The following is an 18,542-nucleotide window of genomic DNA, read 5'->3' on the forward strand; positions in this document are numbered from 1 at the left end:
AACCACCTTAATACGCTATTAAGGTGGTTGTCCTGAAGTCTTGTTATCCTATTGCATACTTTGTACAGATTACAATCCACACTAATCGATTAATTATCATCTTCTATTAGTCCAAAATCTTCCATAAACTTTTTAAAATTTATAAGGTGCTTATAAATTTCTTTATTTGAAAACTTTAGTTTACGGGGAGTAGGTGCATCTTTCATTATTTCCAAAAAATTATAATTAGGATTCTTATCAGCCCAACTTAAAGCATTGTATATGTTATTCAGTTGCGTTTGCGAATATACTTTTGACAATCTCTTTGCACTTTTATCGTTGTATTTAACATCTATTATTTTTTCAACATTATATAGAGGCCAAACTGGCATCATCAATTGATTTATGTAAACTTTATCTTCCATTACTTAATTCATTTATTTATTTATTACATCTATCTTAATATCTTCAACAGTCACTCCTTTGTTTTTCAAAAAAGTAATAAATTGTTTTATATGTTTCTCCCATGTTTTATAATGACCTGTTGCATTGTTTACAGAAACTATATATCCATTATAAACTTCTATTTCTCCAGCCATGGCGACTGGTCCACCTCTTAGAAAACTAGAATGATGAATAACGCCAATGTCATAGTATTTAGAAGCAAAAATCCTTCCATTTTCATCCATAACAAAAATAGCTTTTCCATTATTCATCATATCATCAATATCTAAAGAATCGAAAAACCTCCCTTTTGAATCCACTAATCTATTGTCTTTGATGAATAATTCACTTTTTCTTTTACCTATCTCGTCAAAATAAATAACATTGTCAGGATGAAACTCGCTATATTTCCTCGTATAAGGATGATAATCATAATTTTCCCCCAAATATTTTCTTGACATTGTCTTTAAATCTAGTCCTATTTCCTTTGATTTTCTTGCTACTCTCACCAACTCATCCAAATACTCTGTTATATACTGTTTTTGATACAAATTAACATCTATGAATAATTCTTTTAAGAAAAATTCCGCCTCTTCCGAAGAGAGATTATACTTAATATTTTTACCTTTAAAATTAAAAGCAAATACCCCTTTTTCATTCTTAATCATACTAACACCAAGGTTACTAAGCTTTTTCCATGCTACTTTTCCAGCAACATTCACAAATAACTTTCCCAATGCAGTAATTGGATCAACTACACTAAAAGCAACATTATCTATCACCAACACCTTTGCTTGTAAGCTAGCAATAAACTCATCAATCCAACCTTTTAAGGTATCAATATGCTTTGGAATATTTTTTACAAAATCGGTAATAATATCCACCAATTTCATGAAGGTATCAATACCAAATTCCACTGTTTTTCCTACTAGTTTGCCAGCATTTTTAGCGGCCTTTAAAGGCATTTGTGCCAAGGCTTTATACGATTGCAAGGTTGCTTTAAGCGCTTTGGCAACAGTTCCAGTTCCACCAGTTAAGAAAAAGGTGACTACCTCAGAGGCTACAAATCCAACAAAAAAGCCAAAATAATACCCTAAAGCTCCCGGATCGATATCCACTTTTTTATCTGACTTTATGAATGCAATTAAAATGTTAGTCATAAAAGCCGGTAAACTTGCCGCAAAACCAATAATGCTTTTTAAATTATCAAGCGTAAAGAGACTCACAAAGCCATCAATCAGGTTTTCAAAACTCTCGACAAAAAGACCTAAATAAGTTGCAGGATTATCAAAGAACTTTGTGCTTTTAATTGTTGCATTGAGTACATCAAAAAGCATTGCTAAAATATCAAAAATCGACTTAACAAACTCAATAATACTATTAATCAATCCAACCAATAATCCATTAATAAAATAATAGAGGTTAGTCATTTGATCAGCCACATCATCAAAAAAATCTTGAAGTAACTCAGGTATTTTATTCAACACCTGTATAACTTTATCAATATTAAAAGGAATAACCTTTCTTATAAACTTACTTTCTAAAATGTCTTTAGAAGCTTTGGTAATTTTCTTCGTTAACGGATCAACATAGGTTTTATAAATTGAGTTTATTAAGGCTTTGGTATCAATTCTTTCTTTTTCGTCTTTTAATTTTGGAAGTAAAGGGCCAAAATCCTTATTTGGCTTCCCTTTAATTTCTGTTTGCCAATATGATTTATTAAGTTTTAACTCGTTAACTTCATGGCTGGCAGATTTTAAAACTGCTGAGACTCCGGATAATATTTCATCAGAAGTCCAACGAATAACTCTTCCTCCATATTTTAATGATTTGGTTACCGATATATAAAACGCACTTTTATTATCTACCAACTCTTCTTTTATAATAGCCGTTAAATCATGAGTTTCAATAGTAACCCCATAAGCTTTAGCTATTTTTGAAATAGTCAACCGATCTACTTCTGGCAAGGTTTTTACATTTTTTCCTTTATGAATTCTTAAAACCGTTCCAAAAACATTACTTCCTTCGTTAGACTCAATTAAAATGACTACTTCGTTTGATTTTATGTTGGTTATGTTTTGATAAGCCCTCTCTAATTTTGCTCCATTACTGGAAACGAAAAGTGAAATATAAGCGTCATATTCAATTGCCACTGTTTCAGAAGGCTTAACTTCAATATCCGCTTTACGCGTAGCTTCAAGAAATACTTCATCAAGTTGAATTTCAACATTTACTTTTAAATATAACTTTTCATTTATTTTATAGTATGGAATCATTCCATTGGGTGCATCAACTACAAAACCTTGTAAAACGGAGAATTTTTCTTGATCGAAATTGTATTCCGATTCATTAATTTCTCCGAATGGGGGTTTGTTAGCCGCAAAAAAATCGCCATAATCTCCAGAAAGCCTACTATTTAAATGTAGCAACCAATTATTTGAATCTTCATCAACTTTTTCAATTTCAATATATATGTTAGGACTTGAAGGCAATGTGCTTTCGAACTGATTTTGCTCTTTATCAGAAAACACAACCAATCCTTGAAAATTGGTTTTGTTTTTGAAATACTTAAGTCCATAATCATGAGCTTGCATATTTTTTATGTTTTTAATTAATTAAAAACAAGCCTTATCTATGTAAATTCTGAAACAATCTCACTTCTCCTTTCCTTAATAAGAAACAATAATAGACTAACACCAATGCACTTAAAACATTGGAAACAATAAAACAAACTTGGAGTAAGGTGAATGTGTTTTTTTAAAAAACTTTATTAAATGTCAGCGATGGTTGCATAATTATGAGGTATTTGCAAAGACCATTGTTACTAACATTTTTCTAAAAGTTAACAGAATTCTAAAAACATAGATAAGACTTGCTATATTTTTTAGGCTATGGTGTTTGTTTGACCTACAATATCAAAATCAACACCATCAGGCGATGTTTTTACCGTATCAAACAATCCATTCCCTTCACAGTCTGGATTACAAGGAAGCCCACCTTCATTCAATGCAACAGAGTCAGCTTGTAAGACAGTTAATGAAGTTGGCACTCTTGTCTCCCAAGTACCTTCAATCTCTCCTTCAACAGTTTGCATTTCATCCGCTACTGATAAATACAACTCGCTATCCATATCAGTCACCATTCCTTGACCATTCCAAATTTCACCCGTTTTCATATACCAGTTAACTGCATCTTCAAACCCAGGTCGAACAGGCACTACCGCCCTTGCCATAGCACTTTGTAGAAAAGCTTTAAAAACAGGATCATTACCTTCAATATAATCAAAAGAATCAGCCCAGCTATCTTTCTTTCCATAGAAATAAGGATAAAAGGTATACGCCATAATCTCCCAATCGAATGCCTGCTCAAAGAATTTAACTGTAGCCGAGTGTTCATTTAACCCTGAATTTCTTACAACATCCGAATTATTCCCATCATTATAATGACTTTTACGAGTAAGAGCGCCAAAAGGTTTTGCCAATAAGTCAACAGCAAGACGCTTTAATTCACGTTTTTCAATTGTACGATTTAATTGCGAAGCAAATTCCTTTTTCTTCTCATCACTACCACCTGATTCAATTTCTCTTGCTTGAATGAATTCATTATACTCTTGTAATCTCTGGTTATAAGCGTCCATAATAGCTTTATAGGTTTCATTCTGCCAATCCTCCGATGCTTTTTTAGTTACTTCACACCAAATTCGGATACTCACACTACCAGAGTGACGCCCCATTACCGAATATGAAGCCGTAATTTTTCCAGTATGTTCCCCTGCTATTTGTTGCGGGTAACCTACAGCACAAGTCTTTCCACCTAATAAAACTTGAATCCCTCTACCATCATCTCGTTCATCTGATTGAGATATTGCCACTTCATACCAAGTTCCTTTATAACCTTCAGGAATAACAATCTCTTCAGCTCCTGCAGAAACCTCGTCAAACTCATTTCCACTATGTTCTGGAGTCGTAAAAGAGAACCCTTTTCCAACCGACACATCTGAAGGATAAGCCTTAACCTCGGCATTATATTTTGAAGAGAATTTTTGATAATTGTATTCGCTCAATATAGCTGCTGAAGTAAGTCCTTCTTCCTTTGGATGAACAGGTTTACTTGGAGCAATCAGTTCACTATTATTGGTATCTAATTTAGTATTTAAATACGAGTCAATAAAAAACTTTGCTGGCTCGGGTAAGGAAAATTCATACATTAAACGCTTACCGTAATTAACAAGCTTATTTTTATAAATTTTGTCAACCCAACGATAGACCCCTGTAATATGTTTATCTCCTTTTCTATTATCAAATCCATGAGTATTATTCTCTTCGAATTCACGTAGCATTCTAGATGTTCTTTTAGAACTTATCTTTTGAACCACTCGCTCCAAAGCTCTTTCGGTTACTTCTTGAGCATAATTTTGAGCTTGCAAGTTAGAATTGGAAACAGAACTACTATTTGAAGAACTAAAACTAGCATTTGCATAATATTCTTGATCCCATATTTTTCCTGAAACTCCAGCATTTGCCCCAAAGTTAGTTGCCGAATCTTTATTCATGATAGACGAAACCTCTCTTTGCATTTCATTACGCTCAGTTGAAGAAGTATCTGTTAAATTCTCCACCTCCGTTTCTGAACTTTGCTCGGTAGTTTGCTCTTGTGAGGTTAAGTTTCGTGTCGAACGCTCTTTATATTCACGAGCCATAACATTTTCAATATGTGAAACCTCTCCTGGCACGTAACAACACACTTCTTGTTCAACTCTTCTAAAATCAGCAATTCCTAATTGAGAAACCCCATAGACAATACCATCAGAAGAAACCTCGTCTGAAGGCTGAGAAAGAATCTTACATTTTCCTACAAACTCCCCAATCGCATCATACCTCCCAAAAATCTGTTCAACTAAAAATTGTCGACTATTTAACTCCAAATCAACCCCATTGCTTAACTTGATTGTACAAGATAATTTATAATGTCCAGCGGTTAAAGAGGGTAAATATTCAGGAAATAAAACAATTTTCAATAGAGAACCTGTCTTTCTAGAACTTTCAAATGTAGTACCTGGATATGATTTCTGCTCTTTGAATGCATTCAAAACATATGACACTTCCGTAGCCTCAACATTCTCTATATCATCTACCTTCAAAAAAAGTGTTATTTTACTTCCTTTGCCAAATTCACCGAAAACATCCCCTGAATAAGAATATAAAGGCATTTGGCTTTGAACATTGAAACCAAATCTTTCTCCATTAATATTTAGTTCTTTTTGATCATTAAGGGAATGATTTAAAATTATTTCGTTCTCCTTTTTGATTTCCTGCTTTAATTTCCTGCTAATTTCATTAAAACTTGTATATACTTCAAATTCGCTAGAATTTAAAATTACATTTGTCTCCTCCGAAAATTGGGATGTTGCGTTTGTTCCAACAACTCTTAATATTTCTGGATTTTTAGTAAATGTGAATTTTGGCAGTTCCAGATTAGGATATGTTTTAGAAACTCTTTGAAAACCCGTTTTAGCGTCACGAATTACCTCAACAGTTGGAACGGCTGCATTTTTAATATCTTCAACAGCAATATTATGATTTTCTAAAGCCTGATCGTAGCGCAACTTTTCAGTTTTCTGGTAAATTTCCTGGTTTTTCTCAAGTTCTTTTAACGCTAATTTATACTGCTTAGAGCGTTCACTTGCTTTATCTGTTTTTGACACCTTTGTCAAATAATCAGAAGCTATCTTAGACAACCTGATATTATCGGTATTCTCACCTTTAGCAGATAACACTACCTCTTTTGGAATTACAACACTAGCATTTGCCCTACGCTCAAACTCTTTTTTCTCTTCGTCAGTAAATATCGGTGAACCATCCTTAGGTAAAATTGAAGGTTGAAAATCAATAAATTCCTTAATAAACCCGAGCCCAATCAACAAATGAATCAACAAATCTCTTGCCTCTATTGACTTTTTATTAATTGTATTATAAAATAGTTGATTCCATAAATCATGCTCTGGATCCTTAAAAACCTGTCCCTTGTAAGCGATTTTTTCAACTAACCCATCTAGTTGTTTTGTATAAGGAAAGTTATCGTGAATATCTTTATAGGTTAATGCAGACTTATTCCTAGCCAACCACATTGAAAACTCATAAATACTAGTGTACTCTTTTTTTACCTGTAAACGTGTATCTAAAGGTTTAAAATTTGAGCTATAAGCATTAAGTAATGCTTGTTCTCTCCCTTGTTCTGTGGTAACAGTTTCAACAGCTGTTAAAGCCTTATTCGAAGAACTCTGTCCTTCAGGAAATTTAATAAACCCAATTTCTAAGTTTTTCTCTTCAATAGTTTGCGGACCACGCAATGTTACAAACCTAAATAGGTTTGATTTGATTGGTTTTTTACTCATTTTAATACTTTTTAAATTATTAACTAAGCTCTTTAGAGCAATTGTTTTTTGCTTCTCTAACAGCTCATTAGCGAACTTAATTCAATAAAATGTTTGAAATTTTGAGTAGGATTTTAAAAAAATGAAGAAATTCAAGTCAAAACCCTTAAAACACAATCACTAAAACTACACAAATGTTTGATTTTTACAATTTTTTCGTATATTAGCAATCAAATTACAATGCAAATATAAAACATTTTACAAAAACATACAAACAAAAGTTAATCTTTTTATTGTAAAATGTTTCAACCTACTTAAATATGCAGTCGGATGGAAATTTCTCAAAGAATAGCAGCTATCAGAGATACTTTTAATCTCAATAATTTTTCACTTTCAAAACGAATTGGTGTTACAGGAACTACTGTAGACAGTATCATTAACGGTAGACCACAGCCCGATGGAAGTCGAAAAAGAACAAAGCCAGGTTATGATGTTTTAACTGCCATTATCAATGAATTTGATATTAATCCTGAATACTTATTTGGAAAAAGTGAGGTGATGTTAAAGTCAGACACCAACCAAATTCAAACATATTCTGGAGTTCCACAAGTGGTGGCTGTAAATCCTACAGGGAATGAAAATGTTATTTATGTTCCTATTCAAGCAAGGGCAGGATATTTGAATGGTTATGGCGATGCAAATTATATAGAGCAATTACCCTCTTTTCACATGCCTCATTTAAACAATGGAACCTATCGTTGTTTTGAGGTTCAAGGCAATTCTATGGTTCGTACTTTCTTTGATGGAGATTTGGTTTTTGGGAAATATGTTGAAAACCTTCATGATATTAAAGATGGTCGTGTATATGTTATTGTAAGTAAAAATGATGGTATTGTTTTAAAACGTGTTATTAATCGAATTGAACAACGCGGTAAACTCATTTTAAAAAGCGATAATAAAACGGGTAACTATCCTACTTATACCATCAATGCAGAAGAGATTATGGAAGTATGGTACGTAACCATGTTTGCTTCTAAACAAATGCCAGAACCTGTTGATGTTTATGATAGATTGCATGATTTAGAAAGTAAAGTAGTTGAATTAGAGCAACAAATTGGTGGGTATAACTAAGATTTACGAATAAACTCATGTTGAAATACGTTTTATGGGGATTTCTATTCTGCTCTTCATCCCTATTTGCTCAATCTAATTGGAAGAAATTTCAATCACTATCGGGTCCCAAAAGGACTTGGGTACTCTTTCATCCTTTCAAAGCTAAGCGTGCTTTTTTAATATCAAAAGAAGCTCAAAGGGTTGCTGATTCCATGAAAACATCGCCGCTACTCGATAAAGATCCGTCAGGAGGACAGGTTGATGCGTTTAGGCATGCTTATTGGATGGCCAGATTGAATGAGGAAATAAGTGAGAGCGCTGCTCGATCATTAGGAAAAGCCCATGAAAAAGAAAACCATCAAACCTTCAAAAAAAGAAAACTTGAAGATGGTATTTTTCCTGATGAGATTTCAAGCACTATGGATTTATTCAATAACGAAGTTGGATTAAAACTTACTTTAACAGGAAAAAAAAGGTCGAAACAAGGTTTAATTTATAAGATAATTAATGCCATTTATCAAGGAAGACTCAAGGTTATCAAAAAAGATAAAAACGGGAACTTTTTAACCTGTTCAGGTAATAAAATTAAACCAGAATCGCTTCAAGGAAAATGGAAAAACAATAAGTGCTTAGTTCCATCAAATACAGAATAATCAAATGACAAATATATTTTTTATTTCAGGTACCATGTGTACCAAAGATTTATGGCAATATATATTCCCTCAACTTGAAAACATAAACCCGATTCATATCGATATTACTTCTGCATCTTCTTTTGAAGAGATTAACAATATTATTCTTGAAAGCATTGAAACCCCTTCGATACTAATTGGTTTTTCATTAGGTGGTTTTTCTGTTATGAATTTCGCTAGTCAATATCCAGAGAAAGTTGAAAAACTAGTGGTGATTGCTGCTAACTCTAAAGGATTAGATTCAAATGAAATTAAGTTACGAAAAAGCACCATTGAGTTTTTAGAAAAACATAGTTATAAAGGTATTTCTCAAGCTAGAGTGCAACAGTTTTTACATCCTAACAACCACAATAATCAGGAGATAATAGCTATCATTAAAAAAATGGATGCCGATTTAGGAAAAGATGTACTGATAAAACAACTAAAAGCGACTTCCAAAAGAGTTGATATCACCAATCAATTAAAGAATTACAAAAAACCAACTTTATTGATTTCGGCGGAAAACGATGCCTTAGTTGACCCTAATGAAGTAAAAAAGCTTTCAAAAGAAATGTCTAAGTCTACTTATGTAAATTTAAAACAGTGCGGGCATATGATTCCTTTAGAAAAACCGAACGAGTTGGTATATCTATTGTCTTCTTTTCTTGATTCATAATTATTTGAGAAAGCCTTATCTTTGCACCTGAAGAAATACTCTTTTAAATTTTTATCATTTTTAGGACTGTTGTATGGAGTTGAATGCAATTTTTGATACTTTAAGCGAAGCCGTTGAGGTTTCTCTGTCCTATTTGACTAGTCCCAATAGAAGAACTTACTTTATTTACTTACTATCATCAGCTGTATTGGCTTATTATGTTTATTATAAATCAAAAAACAAAGGCGGTTTTCTAAATTTTTTATTTCCTAAGAAAGTTTGGCTTGGTAAATCTGCTTTTGTCGATTACGCCATGGTCATTTTCAATAGTTTATTTAAGGTCATTTTTATTGGTCCTTATCTTATTCTTGGGCTGTATATTGCTTTTTACACCAACGAATTTCTATTAGAAAAATTTGGTTACGCTACAGTTAATCTTGGTAAAACAGAAACTATTGTTTATTACACCATTGCCCTAACTATTGTAGGAGATTTCTTCACCTATCTAATTCATCTTTTGATGCATAAGATTCCGTTTTTATGGGAGTTTCATAAAGTACATCATTCAGCAACAGAACTGAATCCATTTACCCAATATAGAATTCATCCAATTGAACTTTTGATTAACAATGCGAAGAGCCTTTTAGTTTTCGGAGTGCTTACAGGTATCTTTGACTATCTATCAAATCATCAGATTAACAAATTAGTTTTTTTAGGCGTGAACGTTTTTGGTTTCTTGTTTATGTTTTTAGGTGCTAACTTAAGGCATTCACACATTAAACTTACTTATCCTAATTTTATAGAAAAACTATTGATCAGTCCTTTTCAACATCAAATTCACCACAGCAATTCACCTGAGCATTTTGACAAAAACATGGGGTCAAAACTTGCTATTTGGGACTGGATGTTCGGTACATTAGTTCTTTCCAAGTCTACTAAAGAGATTAAATTCGGAATAGACGAAAGCGATAGTAAGTTCAGTACATTTTGGGGAAATCTTGCAAATCCATTTGTAAATATTTACAATTCATTTCGAAAGTTAATTAAATAAATTTTATCCTTCCTAAAACTATTCCTTCCTAGCTTTTATAAACAGCGAATTAAAGCAAATAAATACTTCAATATAAATTCACTTGGTCATTAGCAAAACACTATTTAAACCGATTCTAAATATCAAACAAAACAAATACGAAAGTTTGTCCAAGTAACGCATAGCTCTTAAATTTGTAGCTATTATTTAATCAACATACAAAATAATGAGCGGATTATTAAAATCTTCTATCGGAAGAAAAATCGCCATGGCACTTTCGGCATTTTTCTTAATGTTCTTTTTGCTACAGCACTTTGCAATCAACATTACTTCTATTTTCCCTGACAACGGAGCTACATTTAACAAATTATCTCACTTTATGGGAACCAACCCTTTAGTACAGTATGCATTGCAGCCTGTGTTGATTTTTGGTGTAGTTTTTCACTTTGTAATGGGATTCATTTTAGAGTTAAAAAACAACAGTGCTCGTCAAGTAAAATATGCTAAAAATAATGGTGCTGCCAACTCTACTTGGATGAGTAGAAACATGGTGTACAGTGGTCTTGCAATTTTAGCTTTCGTGGTTTTACACTTCATCGATTTCTGGATTCCTGAATTGAACACAAAGTTTATTCAAGGAGATTGGACTGGAATGCACAATGGTGAATTCAGATATTTCCATGAATTACAGCACAAGTTTGTAAACCCAATAAGAGTAGCTGCTTACGTAATTGCTTTTGTGTTCTTGGCATTACACTTATTACACGGTTTCAACTCTGCTTTCCAATCAGTTGGATTGAATAATAAGTACACTAGAGGATTGAAAACCTTCAGTAAAATTTATGCGATAGGAATTCCAGTTGGATTCATAATTATCGCGTTATTTCACCATTTCGTTCATTAATAAAACCACTTAAATTATGGCAATTTTAGATTCAAAAGTACCAAAGGGTCCATTAAAAGATAAGTGGACAACTTATAAAGATAAAATCGACTTAGTTAACCCAGCAAACAAGCGTTTAATTGATGTTATTGTTGTTGGTACAGGTTTAGCAGGAGGTTCTGCCTCTGCTACGTTAGCTGAGCTAGGATATAATGTAAAGGCATTTGCTTATCAAGATTCACCTCGTAGAGCTCACTCTATTGCAGCTCAAGGAGGTATTAATGCAGCGAAGAATTATCAAGGTGATGGTGACTCAACATATCGTTTATTTTATGATACTGTAAAAGGAGGAGATTACCGTTCTCGTGAAGCAAATGTTTATCGTTTAGCTGAGGTTTCAGCAAATATTATTGACCAATGTGTTGCTCAAGGTGTTCCTTTTGCTCGTGACTATGGTGGATTACTAGACAACCGTTCATTTGGTGGAGTATTAGTATCTCGTACTTTTTACGCTAAAGGTCAAACAGGTCAGCAGTTATTATTAGGAGCTTATTCTGCAATGAACCGTCAAATTGCTCGTGGTAAGATTGAAATGTTCAATCGTCATGAAATGTTAGATGTTGTTATTGTTGATGGAAAAGCTCGTGGTATTATTGCTCGTAACATGGTTACTGGTGAAATAGAGCGTCACTCAGCACACGCTGTAGTAATTGCTTCTGGTGGATATGGAAACGTATATTTCTTATCTACAAACGCAATGGGATCGAATGCAACTGCTGCATGGAAAATCCATAAAAAAGGAGCCTTCTTCGCAAACCCATGTTTTACTCAAATTCACCCTACATGTATTCCACGTTCAGGTGACTATCAATCAAAACTTACGTTAATGTCTGAATCGTTACGTAATGATGGTCGTATTTGGGTTCCTAAGAAAATGGAAGATGTTTTAGCAATTAGAGAAGGAAAGTTAAAGCCTACTGAAATTGCTGAAGAAGATAGAGATTATTACTTAGAGCGTCGTTACCCTGCTTTCGGTAACTTAGTACCTCGTGATGTAGCGTCTCGTGCTGCTAAGGAGCGTTGTGATGCTGGTTTCGGTGTTAACGCTACTGGTGAAGCTGTTTATTTAGATTTTAAATCAGCTATCGAGCGTTACGGTAAGGAGCAATGTAAATTAAAAGGAAACGACAATCCTACACATACTGAAATTTTAGCAGAAGGTGAAAAGGTTGTTGAAAACAAATATGGAAACTTATTCCAGATGTATGAGAAGATCGTAGATCAGAATCCATACAAAACTCCAATGATGATTTATCCAGCGGTACACTATACAATGGGTGGAATTTGGGTAGATTATAACTTAATGACGACGATTGAAGGTTGTTATGCTATTGGAGAAGCTAACTTCTCTGATCACGGAGCTAACCGATTAGGAGCTTCTGCCTTAATGCAAGGTTTATCTGATGGTTATTTCGTTCTTCCTTACACTATTGGAGACTACTTATCAAATGATATTAGAACTGGAAAAATTTCAACAGAAACTCCAGAATTCGAAGAAGCTGAAAAAGCAGTGAAAGAGCGTATTGATTTCTTCGTTAATAATAAAGGAAGTCATTCTGTAGATTACTACCACAAGAAATTAGGAAACATCATGTGGAATAAATGTGGTATGTCTAGAAACGAAAAAGGTTTAAAAGAAGCAATTGCTGAGATTAAAGCTTTACGTGATGATTTCTGGAAAAATGTAACAGTTCCAGGAGGTGCAAATGAAATGAATCCAGAATTAGAAAAAGCAGGTCGTGTTGCTGATTTCTTAGAACTAGGAGAGTTATTTGCAAGAGATGCACTGGATAGATCAGAATCTTGTGGAGGACACTTTAGAGAAGAGTCTGTTGAGCTAGACGGACCTCAAAAAGGAGAAGCTAAACGTGACGATGCAAACTTTACTTATGTTTCTGCTTGGGAATATAAAGGAGAGCCAGCGGATGCTGTTTTACACAAAGAAGATTTAGAGTTTAACGATATTGAATTAAAACAACGTTCATACAAATAAGAAAGGATTATTATGAATATGAATTTAACACTTAAAATTTGGCGTCAGAAAAACGCAAGTGATAAAGGAAAAATGGTCGAATATAAAGTGACCGATATTTCTGAACATATGTCCTTCTTAGAAATGTTGGATGTATTAAATGAGCAATTAATTGCAAAGGGTGATGAGCCTGTTGCTTTTGACCATGACTGTCGTGAAGGTATCTGTGGAATGTGTTCATTATACATTAATGGAGAAGCTCACGGACCTGATAGAGGTGTTACCACTTGTCAGTTACACATGCGTATGTTTAACGATGGTGATACTATATTTATTGAGCCATTTAGAGCAAAAGCTTTCCCAGTTGTAAAAGACTTAGTAGTGGATCGTTCTGCTTTTGATAGAATTCAGCACGCTGGTGGGTATGTTTCTGTAAATACATCAGGAAATACTCAAGATGCGAATGCAATTCCTATTAATAAAGAAAATGCAGATAAAGCATTCGACGCTGCAACTTGTATTGGTTGTGGTGCTTGTGTTGCAACTTGTAAAAACTCTTCTGCAATGTTATTCGTTGGAGCAAAAGTTTCTCAATATGCTTTATTACCTCAAGGACAAGTTGAAGCTACAGATCGTGTTAAAAACATGGTTGCTCAAATGGATTTAGAAGGTTTTGGTAACTGTACCAATACTGGAGCATGTGAAGTTGAGTGTCCGAAAGGAATCTCTTTAGAAAACATTGCTCGCATGAATTCTGAGTTTATTAAGGCAAATTTAAAAGGATAGTTTTTCTTTCCTTCGAAAATATAGAAGCTCGTTTGACTTATCAAACGAGCTTTTTTTATACTCTATTATCTTCTTTAGATTGAAAAAGCATGCATTCATTCCCCGAATACCGACGCTCATGCTTGATTATTTGATAATTAATTAAATAAGGTATATTTTTGTTTCAGTTGTTTGACTAAGTTTACATAAAAGTCTGGGGGGATTTGAGTGTGAAAACGTCAACACCTTACATTTCACAATCTCTAATGAGATATACTTAAGCCCGAGTGAAAAATCACTCGGGCTTTTGCTTTCTGAATGAAAATAAGCCCCCAAAAACTGTGAATACAATTTCCCCATCATATTTCCATTCTAATCGCAAATTGATCAAAACAATGATTAATTCGAAACAATAGTATTATTGATTCTTTCCACAAAACCCTTAATTTTAATCACCTTTCTTTGTTCTTTAGAGTTCGAATAAACAATTAACGACTTCATAAAGCCTCCTATTCTTTTTGTATCATATGCCACATCGATATAAGACTTTTCTCCAGGCATAATTGGTTTTTCCGGTTTTCTTGGAACAGTACAACCGCAGCTTGATTTAACTTCTTTGATAATTAAAGGTTCTGATCCAACATTTGTAAACTCAAAAGTTCTTTTACCTTCCGAGTTGTAGGCTACCTTTCCAAAATCAATAGTTTCTTGTTTAAACTCAATCTCCTGCGCTGCCATAGTAGTTACTCCAAGTAACAACACTACCATCATTTTAATTACATTCATAATTTTTATTTTTAATTAAACTTCTTTTTAATCTTTTCTATCATTGCTAAAGCATTTTTATCATTGGGTTTTAATTCTAATACTTTATCGTAATTTTCCAATGCTTCCTCAAACTTATTCAACGTATAATACGCCTCTCCCATACTGTCATACACATTGGGTTTGTAGGGATACATTTTAACATTTAGCTCAAATACAAATAAGGCCTTTTGAATCTGATTAGATCTTAACAATTTATATCCATAGGTATTTAATTCTCTGCTTCCAATGGTAAACTCTGCAAAACTTGCCGCGAATTGCATTATATTAGGTCGTAACTCTTCAACAGTATTCTCATTTAACAGTTTATTCAAATACCCCACAATTCGGTAGTTTGAAAAATATCTCTGCCCGCTAACAATGTTCAAAATATCTCTTTCAAAATCTTGTTTTGGAAACTCAACAATCCTATTTATTTCTTTTCCATCCTTATAAAAAATAAATGTGGGTACTCGGTGAATATTTAACCCTTTTTCCTCACCGTTTGGAGACTGTTTGTACGCATCCTCCTTCCTATCAACGGCAATCATTTCAAGGTTTCCCATGTTAAAATCTGCCTGTTCTATTGTTTTGTAAAACTTTGGTAGCTCTCTTTTACTATCCCCACACCAAGTCCCATAAAACACCTTGATATTATATTTATTTAACGAATCCTTGATCTTCGCAATTACCCTATCATTTACTAGATATGCATCATAATTGGATTTAAACCATTTGAAGTTATCCGTATTTATAACCGATATATCTGTTTTTCCTAATAGCATTGGTTTTCCTTTACTGTCAGAAACTAAACTGCCTTTGTTCTGAGCGAGTAATAATCCAGAGCTCCATAAAGCAAGAAATAAAAATGTTCGTATCATAGTTGATTATTATATTACTTCCACTAAAGTATTTAAGATCAAAACCATTAAAAAAAACAAAGGATAAGCTACTTACAAACCTGTATTACTGATTGAAGCACTGTAATTCGTACCGTGCAAATGGTTATTTGTACCTAAAACGAAAAATTAATCCAGCTTTTTCATTACTTTGACACTCCTATGCACTTTATTAAAAAATACGGTACACAAATTATTATTCATCTGCTCTTTTGGGCTCTTTTTATATTTGTGTCATTATTTGTGTTGACTCAGTATTATTGGGCCGAAAACCCGTTCCTACAGTACTTATTTATTCTCGTTGTAATAGTATATACCAACAATATGGTTTTATTGCCTTATTTCGTCCAAAAACGATGGTATTTCATATACACAGCCGTATTTTTAACTATTGCCTTCCTTGCAACACAGTTATATTGCAATGTATTTACGAGATGTGGATGTTCTTTTTTAAAATGCCTGAGCGACTATTTATGGCAAACCATTGTTCCATTAACATTCTTTTCGTTTATATGGATGCTTTTTAGATATATAGAAAGAACACAAGAAATTGAAGCCATTAAACAAGAACGAACTACTTTGGAATTAAAGTTTTTAAAGTCTCAAATTAACCCACACGTTTTACTGAATAATTTAAATACTATTTACTCTTTTTCATTAGAGAAACCCGACGAAACTCCGAACTTAATATTGAAGCTCGCTGAAAATTTAAAACATGTTCTTTACGAAAGTAATTCCGAAAAAGTACCATTATCCAACGAGTTATTATTTATTGATAATTATATTGAATTCCAAAAATTAAGAACTGAAGGAATTAAAACAATCAATTACACAACCTCCATTGACAATACGATTCATAGAATTGCTCCGTTGCTTTTAATAACTCTTATTGAAAATGCATTTAAGCATAGCTTATTAGGAAGTACTATTGATATTAAAATTAATGTTAACGATAATTATCTTAATTGTATTTGCTCAAATGATTATGACCCTAATAAACAAGCTTCAGAAACCAGTATTGGTCTTGAAAATCTAAAAAAGCGACTTGATTTGTTGTATAGAGATAATTATGAACTAAAAATTGAAACGAATGGAATCTTCAAAGTTACTTTGAGGTTAAATTTATTGTAGTTATGAAGTGTATTATTATTGAAGATGAAATACCAGCTCAACGTATCTTAAAAAGTTATATTCAAAAGATTCCAGATTTACATTTATTGGGTAGCTTTCAAACGGCTTCAGGTGCGAATAACTTTTTAAAGGAAAATCATGTTGAGGTAGTTTTGTTGGACATTAATCTTCCAGATATTCCTGGTATTGATTTCATAAAAACAGTAAAAAATCCACCGAAAATAATTTTCACAACGGCTTATCCGGATTATGCTGTTTCAAGTTTTGAATTAGAAACTATTGTTGACTATTTGGTAAAACCTTTTTCGTTTGATCGGTTTTTAAAAGCAATTTCCAAAGCCGAAAAACTGCTAAATAGAGAGGTTCTTTCCGAACAAGAATCAATATTTATCAATGTTGATAAAACTATTCATAAGCTTATTTTAAGCGATATATTGTATATTGAATCCGATCGAAATTATATTTCTTTTGTCACAATAGATAAAAAGCTTACCATTATAGACTCTCTTAAAAACTGGAAAGAGATTTTGAATCCGAATCAATTCATTCAGATTCATAAGTCATTTATTGTAAACTCTCAAAAGATTGACAAGTTTAATAGCAGCCATGTTTATATTCAAAATGAGAAAATCTCGATAGGTAGAACGTATAAAGAATCATTTCAAGAACGAATTCGCCCTAACAACTAATCATTATCAATAACCTCTTCTAGTTGTTTTTGAAAATCGATATGATCATCGACCCAAATAGCCAATTTTGATGCTTTTTTAGAAAATCCATAAAAACTATTATACTTAATTTCTTCATTGAAGTGTAAGATTAAGTTATGCCCAAGTGATCTTCCTAAAGGAGAAAAGCACTTAACATCTGTTTCCTCAGGTAATTCTTTAGAGTTTAGCTCAATACTTTTCATAGTTTTAAAAGGTATGACCGCTTTTGATAAAATTCCGAATTTTAAAATAAGTTCTTGCTTTTTCATATCAATGAAAATAGGTCTGCTCGACAGAGATCGCAATACAGCTATAATTTGCAAAAGGCTATATCCACTTAAAACGGCCAAAATAATTGATCCTTTTACGTTTCCGTTTTTCATCATAGCATGTGTTACGAACATTTCAACGGCAATCACCAATAAAAAACCTAAAATTAAACTAACTGCTGTGCTATTTTTATGATACGAGTATTCGAACTTACGCAATGTTCTTCTTTTCCAGTTAAACAGACCATAGTATATAACTGATATTTCTGTGGCTAAAACGGCACCTAATTTAAATGGTAATATTTCATTACAAATCTCTTGTGTTTGGTCTAAAAAGTCAAAGTTTTCTGAGCTACTTTTTACTTTTTTTAAAGATGTTCGAATCTTAATAATCACATATCCTATAAGTCCAAGCTCTAGAACTGGTATGAGAACTGATTGAACAATTGATAATGCATCTCTATTTTCATCAGGAAAAATATAATAAGCAGTTAAAAAACCAGCAACGATAACCGCTATAATCGATTTTTTTGAAATTTCCTTTTTCCTTATCAATAGATAGTGAATAAAAGGAATGGTTATCAATAAATCAATGGTAATAAAATAAGAAAGAAAGGGGCTAAAGAAAGATGATTTTACAACAACTGCTAAAATCAATATCAATAATAAAGGAATTCCATAAACGACAAGACTTCCTCGAAATTTAAGGACGTTTAACATTAGAAATAGTTTTTAATTTGATTCGTTTATAGGTTGTTTCAAATGTTAATATGTTACAATATTT

The 18,542-nt window shown here is 32.8% G+C and carries 15 protein-coding genes; 9 read left to right on the forward strand and 6 right to left on the reverse strand.

All coding sequences use genetic code 11. The features are described from left to right. Nucleotides 1-89 precede the first annotated feature (89 nt). From ACKTTV_RS04850 to ACKTTV_RS04860, 3 genes are all read right to left on the reverse strand, one after another. Nucleotides 90-404, reverse strand: coding sequence for a hypothetical protein (locus tag ACKTTV_RS04850; RefSeq protein ID WP_408029685.1), 315 nt, complete (start codon nucleotides 402-404; stop codon nucleotides 90-92). A gap of 12 nt (nucleotides 405-416) precedes the next feature. After that, nucleotides 417-3,017 carry a hypothetical protein gene (locus ACKTTV_RS04855; protein WP_408029686.1) on the reverse strand — a complete coding sequence of 867 codons (2,601 nt, stop codon included), beginning with the start codon at nucleotides 3,015-3,017 and terminating at the stop codon, nucleotides 417-419. Between the two features lie 290 nt (nucleotides 3,018-3,307). After that, nucleotides 3,308-6,817 carry a hypothetical protein gene (locus tag ACKTTV_RS04860; protein WP_408029687.1) on the reverse strand — a complete coding sequence of 1,170 codons (3,510 nt, stop codon included), beginning with the start codon at nucleotides 6,815-6,817 and terminating at the stop codon, nucleotides 3,308-3,310. A gap of 309 nt (nucleotides 6,818-7,126) precedes the next feature. Here ACKTTV_RS04860 and ACKTTV_RS04865 point away from each other — a divergent pair, with 309 nt between their 5' ends. The 7 genes from ACKTTV_RS04865 to ACKTTV_RS04895 all read left to right on the forward strand — a co-directional run bounded on the left by ACKTTV_RS04865 (nucleotide 7,127) and on the right by ACKTTV_RS04895 (nucleotide 13,966). After that, nucleotides 7,127-7,927: an XRE family transcriptional regulator gene (locus tag ACKTTV_RS04865; protein WP_408029688.1), complete on the forward strand. Its 801-nt coding sequence runs from the start codon at nucleotides 7,127-7,129 to the stop codon at nucleotides 7,925-7,927. 17 nt (nucleotides 7,928-7,944) lie between these two features. After that, nucleotides 7,945-8,562 carry a DUF6973 domain-containing protein gene (locus tag ACKTTV_RS04870; protein WP_408029689.1) on the forward strand — a complete coding sequence of 206 codons (618 nt, stop codon included), beginning with the start codon at nucleotides 7,945-7,947 and terminating at the stop codon, nucleotides 8,560-8,562. Nucleotides 8,563-8,566: 4 nt separating this feature from the next. Beyond that, the gene (locus ACKTTV_RS04875; protein WP_408029690.1) at nucleotides 8,567-9,256 is read left to right on the forward strand and encodes an alpha/beta fold hydrolase; all 690 of its coding nucleotides are present in this window, start codon (nucleotides 8,567-8,569) and stop codon (nucleotides 9,254-9,256) included. A gap of 73 nt (nucleotides 9,257-9,329) precedes the next feature. Further along, entirely contained in the window at nucleotides 9,330-10,286 is a 957-nt protein-coding gene (locus ACKTTV_RS04880; RefSeq protein ID WP_408029691.1) for a sterol desaturase family protein, read from the forward strand. Nucleotides 10,287-10,491: 205 nt separating this feature from the next. Further along, entirely contained in the window at nucleotides 10,492-11,169 is a 678-nt protein-coding gene (locus ACKTTV_RS04885; RefSeq protein ID WP_408029692.1) for a succinate dehydrogenase cytochrome b subunit, read from the forward strand. A gap of 16 nt (nucleotides 11,170-11,185) precedes the next feature. Next, nucleotides 11,186-13,201, forward strand: coding sequence for a fumarate reductase/succinate dehydrogenase flavoprotein subunit (locus ACKTTV_RS04890; RefSeq protein WP_408029693.1), 2,016 nt, complete (start codon nucleotides 11,186-11,188; stop codon nucleotides 13,199-13,201). An 18-nt stretch (nucleotides 13,202-13,219) separates the two neighbouring features. Further along, nucleotides 13,220-13,966 (forward strand): succinate dehydrogenase/fumarate reductase iron-sulfur subunit, encoded by a 747-nt coding sequence (locus tag ACKTTV_RS04895; RefSeq protein WP_408029764.1) that lies wholly within the window; start codon nucleotides 13,220-13,222, stop codon nucleotides 13,964-13,966. Nucleotides 13,967-14,344: 378 nt separating this feature from the next. Here ACKTTV_RS04895 and ACKTTV_RS04900 read toward each other — a convergent pair whose 3' ends face one another. Together ACKTTV_RS04900 and ACKTTV_RS04905 are read right to left on the reverse strand one after the other, a co-directional pair. Further along, a complete protein-coding gene (locus tag ACKTTV_RS04900) occupies nucleotides 14,345-14,731 on the reverse strand; it encodes a DUF1573 domain-containing protein (RefSeq protein WP_408029694.1) in 387 nt (128 codons plus the stop codon). A gap of 11 nt (nucleotides 14,732-14,742) precedes the next feature. Next, the gene (locus tag ACKTTV_RS04905) at nucleotides 14,743-15,630 is read right to left on the reverse strand and encodes a tetratricopeptide repeat protein (RefSeq protein ID WP_408029695.1); all 888 of its coding nucleotides are present in this window, start codon (nucleotides 15,628-15,630) and stop codon (nucleotides 14,743-14,745) included. A gap of 342 nt (nucleotides 15,631-15,972) precedes the next feature. On the opposite strand from ACKTTV_RS04905, the gene ACKTTV_RS04910 reads away from it, so the two are divergent. Beyond that, on the forward strand, nucleotides 15,973-16,779 hold the full coding sequence (locus ACKTTV_RS04910) for a sensor histidine kinase (RefSeq protein WP_408029696.1): 807 nt from the start codon (nucleotides 15,973-15,975) through the stop codon (nucleotides 16,777-16,779). Nucleotides 16,780-16,781: 2 nt separating this feature from the next. Next, nucleotides 16,782-17,468 carry a LytR/AlgR family response regulator transcription factor gene (locus ACKTTV_RS04915; protein WP_408029697.1) on the forward strand — a complete coding sequence of 229 codons (687 nt, stop codon included), beginning with the start codon at nucleotides 16,782-16,784 and terminating at the stop codon, nucleotides 17,466-17,468. On the opposite strand, the gene ACKTTV_RS04920 is transcribed toward ACKTTV_RS04915, so the two are convergent. Continuing rightward, complete coding sequence (locus ACKTTV_RS04920) at nucleotides 17,465-18,478, reverse strand: hypothetical protein (protein WP_408029698.1); 1,014 nt, start codon at nucleotides 18,476-18,478, stop codon at nucleotides 17,465-17,467. The genes ACKTTV_RS04915 and ACKTTV_RS04920 overlap by 4 nt on opposite strands. Nucleotides 18,479-18,542 lie beyond the last annotated feature (64 nt).

The organism is Tenacibaculum xiamenense (genome assembly GCF_964513065.1).
GTDB classification, from domain to species: Bacteria; Bacteroidota; Bacteroidia; order Flavobacteriales; family Flavobacteriaceae; genus Polaribacter; species Polaribacter xiamenense.